General features: G+C 71.0%; 4 protein-coding genes. All 4 read right to left on the reverse strand.

Translation table 11 applies throughout. The features are described from left to right. A partial coding sequence (locus tag LE181_RS14140) for a flavodoxin-dependent (E)-4-hydroxy-3-methylbut-2-enyl-diphosphate synthase (protein WP_225661609.1) occupies positions 1–490 on the reverse strand: 490 nt, incomplete at its 3' end. A gap of 189 nt (positions 491–679) precedes the next feature. Next, positions 680–1981 (reverse strand): M50 family metallopeptidase, encoded by a 1302-nt coding sequence (locus LE181_RS14145; RefSeq protein ID WP_225661610.1) that lies wholly within the window; start codon positions 1979–1981, stop codon positions 680–682. Further along, positions 1978–3249: a 1-deoxy-D-xylulose-5-phosphate reductoisomerase gene (dxr, locus tag LE181_RS14150; protein ID WP_225661611.1), complete on the reverse strand. Its 1272-nt coding sequence runs from the start codon at positions 3247–3249 to the stop codon at positions 1978–1980. The genes LE181_RS14145 and dxr overlap by 4 nt, the downstream gene beginning before the upstream one ends. A gap of 73 nt (positions 3250–3322) precedes the next feature. Continuing rightward, entirely contained in the window at positions 3323–5257 is a 1935-nt protein-coding gene (locus tag LE181_RS14155; protein WP_225661612.1) for an acyl-CoA dehydrogenase family protein, read from the reverse strand. Positions 5258–5412 lie beyond the last annotated feature (155 nt).

Below are 5412 nucleotides of genomic sequence, written 5' to 3' on the forward strand. Positions count from 1 at the left end.
GCGTGGCCTTGCCGTACTTCTGCAGCAGGCGGCGGTCGAGGGAGCCGGCGTTGACGCCGATGCGGATCGGGGTGCCGGCGTCGCCGGCGGCCTTGGCGATCTCCTTCACCTTGTCGTCGAACTGCTTGATGTTGCCCGGGTTGACCCGGACGGCGGCGCAGCCGGCGTCGATGGCGGCGAAGACGTACTTCGGCTGGAAGTGGATGTCCGCGATCACGGGGATCTGGGACTTCTTCGCGATGATCGGCAGGGCGTCGGCGTCGTCCTGGGTCGGGCAGGCGACGCGGACGATCTGGCAGCCGGAGGCGGTGAGCTCGGCGATCTGCTGCAGCGTGGCGCCGATGTCGGAGGTCCGGGTGGTCGTCATCGACTGGACGGAGACGGGGGCGTCGCCGCCGACGGCCACGGATCCGACCTGGATCTTGCGGCTGACCCTGCGGTCGGCGAGCTTGGTCGGAACGGACGGCATTCCAAGCGAAATCGCTGTCATCTGGCGAGCAACCCCAAGGTCTTAAATCATGGTCCCGAGATCGGCGGGCTCCGTCATCCGAGGTTACGGCACCGGTCCCCTCCGGAGCACATTGCCGTTCCCCCGCCCGGGCCCCGGGACGGATGCGTGAACGCCGGAAGGGCCGCAGATGCGGCCCTTCCGGCGTTCACGGGACGCTTGCGGCGGCCATCAGGTGAGCCGCACCGGGTTCACCAGGTCCGCGATGAGCACGAGGATCGTGAAGCAGACGAAGATCCCGGCCACCACGTACGCGACGGGCATCAGCTTCGCCACGTCGAAGGGGCCCGGGTCGGGGCGCCGGAAGAGCTTGGCGAACGTGCGCCGCACCGACTCCCACAGCGCGCCCGCGATGTGCCCGCCGTCCAGCGGCAGCAGCGGCAGCATGTTGAACAGGAACAGCGAGAGGTTGAAGCCGGCGACCAGGAAGAGCATGGTCGCGATCTGCTGGGACGGCGGGATGTCGAGGTTGAAGACCTCGCCGCCGACGCGGGCCGCGCCCACGACGCCCATGGGCGAGTCGGCCTTGCGCTCGCCGCCGTCGAAGGCCGCGTTCCACAGGTCCGGGATCTTGCCGGGCAGGGCGATCAGGGACTCCACACCGGACTGGACCATGTCGCCCATACGGTCGACGGACTGTCCGAAGGACTGCTGGACGACGCCGGTGGCGGGCGTGAAGCCGAGGAAGCCCGCGGTGACGTACTGGCCCTTGAGGGGGGCGCCCTTGCTGTCGTACTTCTGGACCTGGTTGGAGATGAGGTCCGCGGTGAGGGTCTTCTGCTGCCCGTCCCGGACGACGGTGATCGTGGCCGGGCCGGTGGTCTTGCGGATCTCCTTCTGCAGCGTCGTCCAGTCGGTGGCCTTGTGGCCGTTGAAGGCGACGATGCGGTCCTTGGGCTGGAGGCCGGCCGCCTTGGCCGGGGAGTCCTTGGCGCCCGCGGGGCACTTGTCGGTGGGGGCGCTGGCGGAGACCACGCAGTCGGAGACGGCGGAGACGGTGGTGGTCTGGGTGTTGACGCCGAACGACATCATCACGCCCAGGAAGATCACCACGGCCAGGACCAGGTTCATGAACGGTCCGGCGAACATGACGATCACGCGCTTCCAGGGCTTGCGCGTGTAGAACATGCGGGTCTCGTCGCCGGGCCGCAGCTCCTCGAAGGCCGCGGAGCGGGCGTCCTCGATCATGCCGCGCCAGGGCGAGGTGGAGCGGGCGCTGATCCGGCCGTCCTCACCGGGCGGGAACATGCCGATCATGCGGATGTAGCCGCCGAGCGGGACGGCCTTGATGCCGTACTCGGTCTCGCCCTTCTGCCGCGAGAAGAGCGTCGGCCCGAAGCCGACCATGTACTGCGGCACCCGGATGCCGAACATCTTGGCGGTGGAGAGGTGCCCCAGCTCGTGCCAGGCGATGGAGAAGAGCAGGCCCACCACGAAGACGACTATCCCGAGGACGGTCATCAGTGTCGTCATGCGCGGGCCTCCGAGGTCGCTTTCGCCGTACGGGCGCCCGTACGGGCCGCCAGTTCGCGGGCCCGGGCGCGTGCCCAGGTCTCCGCTTGCAGGACGTCCGAGACGGTCAGGCGGGTTCCCGCGGCGGGAGTGCCGTGTTCCGCCACCACCTCGGCGACGGTGTCCACGATCCCATTGAACGGCAGCTGTCCGCTGAGGAACGCATCGACGCACTCCTCGTTGGCGGCGTTGAAGACGGCCGGTGCCGTGCCGCCCAGGCCGCCGACGTGCCGGGCCAGGCCGACGGAGGGGAAGGCATCGTCGTCGAGCGGGAAGAACTCCCAGGTCGACGCCTGGGACCAGTCGAAGGCGGGGGCCGCGTCCGGCACCCGCTCGGGCCAGCCGAGGCCGATGGCGATCGGTCCGCGCATGTCGGGCGGGGTGGCCTGGGCGAGCGTGGAGCCGTCGGTGAATTCCACCATCGAGTGGACGTAGGACTGCGGGTGGACGACGACCTCGATGCGCTCGAAGGGGATGTCGTACAGCAGGTGGGCCTCGATGACCTCCAGCCCCTTGTTGACCAGGGTGGCGGAGTTGATGGTGATCACCGGGCCCATGGACCAGGTGGGGTGCGCCAGGGCGTCCTTCGGGGTGACCGAGGCCAGCTCCGCCTTGCTGCGGCCGCGGAACGGGCCGCCGGAGGCGGTGACCACGAGCTTGCGGACCTCGGAGCGGGTGCCGCCGAGCAGGGCCTGGAAGAGGGCCGCGTGCTCGGAGTCCACCGGGATGATCTGGCCGGGCTTGGCGACGGCCTTGACCAGCGGGCCGCCGACGATCAGCGACTCCTTGTTGGCCAGGGCGAGGGTGCGGCCGGCCTCCAGGGCGGCCAGGGTGGGCGCCAGGCCGATGGAGCCGGTGATGCCGTTGAGGACGGTGTGGCACTCGCTGCGGGCCAGCTCCGTGGCCGCGTCCGGGCCCGCGAGGATCTCGGGCAGCGGCTCGCCGCCGTACTGGGCGGCGAGCGCCTCGCGCAGCGCGGGCGCCTTGTCGGCCTGCGCGACCGCCACCCGGCGCACCCGCAGCCGGCGCGCCTGCTCGGCGAGGAGCTCCACCCGGCCGCCGGCGGCCGACAGGGCGGTCACCGTGAAGCGGTCGGGGTTGCGGAGCACGAGGTCGATGGCCTGGGTGCCGATGGAGCCGGTCGAGCCGAGGATCACGATCTCGCGCGGTCCGCCGCCGGCCGGGGCGGCGGAGTAGCGCAGGTGCGGGTCAGCGAGGGAGTCCGTCATCCCCCCATTGTGGCCGCACCGCCGGGCGGGCCCGACAGGGCGTCCCGGTGATGCGGCCGCGGGACCCGCCGGCTCAGCGGATCGGACGGTGGACGTTCTCCGCCTTGGAGGGTCCGGGAGTGGCGTCGGCGATCCAGGGGCCTTCGCCGCTGGGGTCGACGATGCCGCTCTCCAGCCACTCGTAGGAGCCCGCCATCACCTGGGAGACGACCTTGCGGTCGAGCTCGTCGGTGTTGCTCCACAGCCGCCGGAAGAGCTCCTCCACGCGCAGGCGGGACTGGCGGCAGAAGGCGTCGGCGAGCTCGTACGCCTCGCCGCCGTGCTCGCCGAGGATGCGCAGGTGCTCGGCGCGCACGCAGGCGGCGCTCATGGCGAACAGCTCGGCGCCGATGTCGACGATGCGGCCGAGGAAGCCCTGCTTGGTCTCCATGCGGCCCTGCCACCGCGACATGGCGTAGAAGGTGGAGCGGGCCAGCTTGCGCGAGGAGCGCTCGACGTAGCGCAGGTGCCCGGACAGGTCGCGGTGGCCGGCCGGGTGGAACTCGGCGTAGGTGCGCGGGAGCTGTCCGGGCCCGGCGACGAGCTTGGGCAGCCAGCGGGCGTAGAAGCCGCCGGCGCGGGCGCCGGCGCGGGCCTTGTCGCCGAGGGACTTGTCGGGGTCGATGAGGTCGCCGGCGACCGTGAGGTGGGCGTCGACGGCCTCGCGGGCGATGAGCAGGTGCATGATCTCGGTGGAGCCCTCGAAGATGCGGTTGATCCGCGAGTCGCGCAGCATCTGCTCGGCGGGCACGGCCCGCTCGCCGCGGGCGGCCAGCGAGTCGGCGCTCTCGTAGCCGCGGCCGCCACGGATCTGGACGAGCTCGTCCGTCATCAGCCAGGCCATCTCGCTGGCGTAGAGCTTGGCGAGCGCGGCCTCGATGCGGATGTCGTTGCGGTCCTCGTCGGCCATCTGGCTGGAGAGGTCGAGGACGGCTTCGAGGGCGAAGGTCGTCGCGGCGATGAAGGAGATCTTCGCGCCGACGGCCTCGTGCCGGGCGATGGACTTGCCCCACTGCTCGCGGGCGGTGGACCACTCACGGGCGATCTTCAGGGCCCATTTGCCGCCGGAGACGCACATGGCGGGGATGGACAGCCGACCGGTGTTGAGCGTGGTCAGTGCGATCTTCAGGCCGGCGCCCTCGGGGCCGATGCGCTGCGAGGCGGGGACGCGGACCTGGTGGAAGCGGGTGACGCCGTTCTCGATGCCGCGCAGGCCCATGAAGGCGTTGCGGTTCTCCACGGTGACGCCTTCGGCCGCCGCCTCGACGACGAAGGCGGTGATGCCGCCCTTGTGGCCCTCGCTCCTGGGCACCCGCGCCATGACGACGAGCAGGTCGGCGACGACGCCGTTGGTGGTCCACAGCTTCACGCCGTCCAGGACGTAGTCGTCGCCGTCGGGCACGGCGGTCGTGGCCAGCCGGGCCGGGTCGGAGCCGACGTCCGGCTCGGTGAGGAGGAAGGCGGTGATGTCCGTGCGCGCGCAGCGCGGCAGGAACTTCTCCTTCTGCTCCTGCGTGCCGAAGAGCTTCAGCGGCTGGGGCACGCCGATGGACTGGTGGGCCGAGAGCAGGGCGCCGACGACGGGGCTGGCGGAGCCGACGAGGGAGAGCGCCTTGTTGTAGTAGACCTGGGTGAGCCCGAGGCCCCCGTACTTGATGTCGATCTTCATGCCGAAGGCGCCGAGCTCCTTGAGCCCGTTCACCGTCTCGTCGGGGATCTTCGCTTCGCGCTCGATGCGGGCGCCGTCGATCCGCGTCTCGCAGAAGTCGCGCAGCTTGGCGAGGAACTCCTCGCCGCGGCGGACGTCCTCGGGGGCGGGGGTGGGATGGGGATGCAGCAGGTCGAGCCGGAACCGGCCGAGGAAGAGCTCCTTGGCGAAGCTGGGCTTCTTCCATCCCTGCTCGCGGGCCGCTTCGGCGACCTGGCGAGCCTCGCGCTCGGAGACCGGTCGTACGGATGGTGCGGTCATCTGGCACCTCACCGTGTTGAGTCGGGGCGGTTGTCCCGGTCGACTACCGACCGGTGCTACTCGTCCGTATGTACCTACCCGATCCGTACGGGCTCTACCAGCCCCCGCGCAGGAGATCCCGAGCGGGTGCCCGGGTACGGCAGTGGGGGGGGGGG

Origin of the sequence: Streptomyces sichuanensis (genome assembly GCF_020328095.1) — a bacterium.
In the GTDB taxonomy this organism is placed as follows: Bacteria; Actinomycetota; Actinomycetes; order Streptomycetales; family Streptomycetaceae; genus Streptomyces; species Streptomyces cinnamoneus.